At 51.3% G+C, this 265-nt stretch carries 1 rRNA gene; it reads left to right on the top strand.

Annotation, left to right across the window (positions count from 1 at the left end):
* Positions 1 to 265 (top strand): 23S ribosomal RNA (locus LZP69_RS16465); the annotation flags it as partial.

Genomic DNA, 265 nt, shown 5'->3' with positions numbered 1-265 from the left:
GCTTAGACAGCTAGGATGTTGGCTTAGAAGCAGCCATCATTTAAAGAAAGCGTAATAGCTCACTAGTCGAGTCGGCCTGCGCGGAAGATATAACGGGGCTAAGCAATACACCGAAGCTATGGGTGCACACTTTGTGTGCGCGGTAGAGGAGCGTTCTGTAAGCCGTTGAAGGTGAAGGGGTAACCCACGCTGGAGGTATCAGAAGTGCGAATGCTGACATGAGTAACGATAAGGGGGGTGAAAAACCTCCCCGCCGAAAGACCAA

The organism is Shewanella sp. AS1 (genome assembly GCF_021412565.1).
Taxonomy (GTDB): domain Bacteria; phylum Pseudomonadota; class Gammaproteobacteria; order Enterobacterales; family Shewanellaceae; genus Shewanella.
Note: the sequence above shows the minus strand (reverse complement) of the source record. Positions and strands in the feature narration are given on the sequence as shown.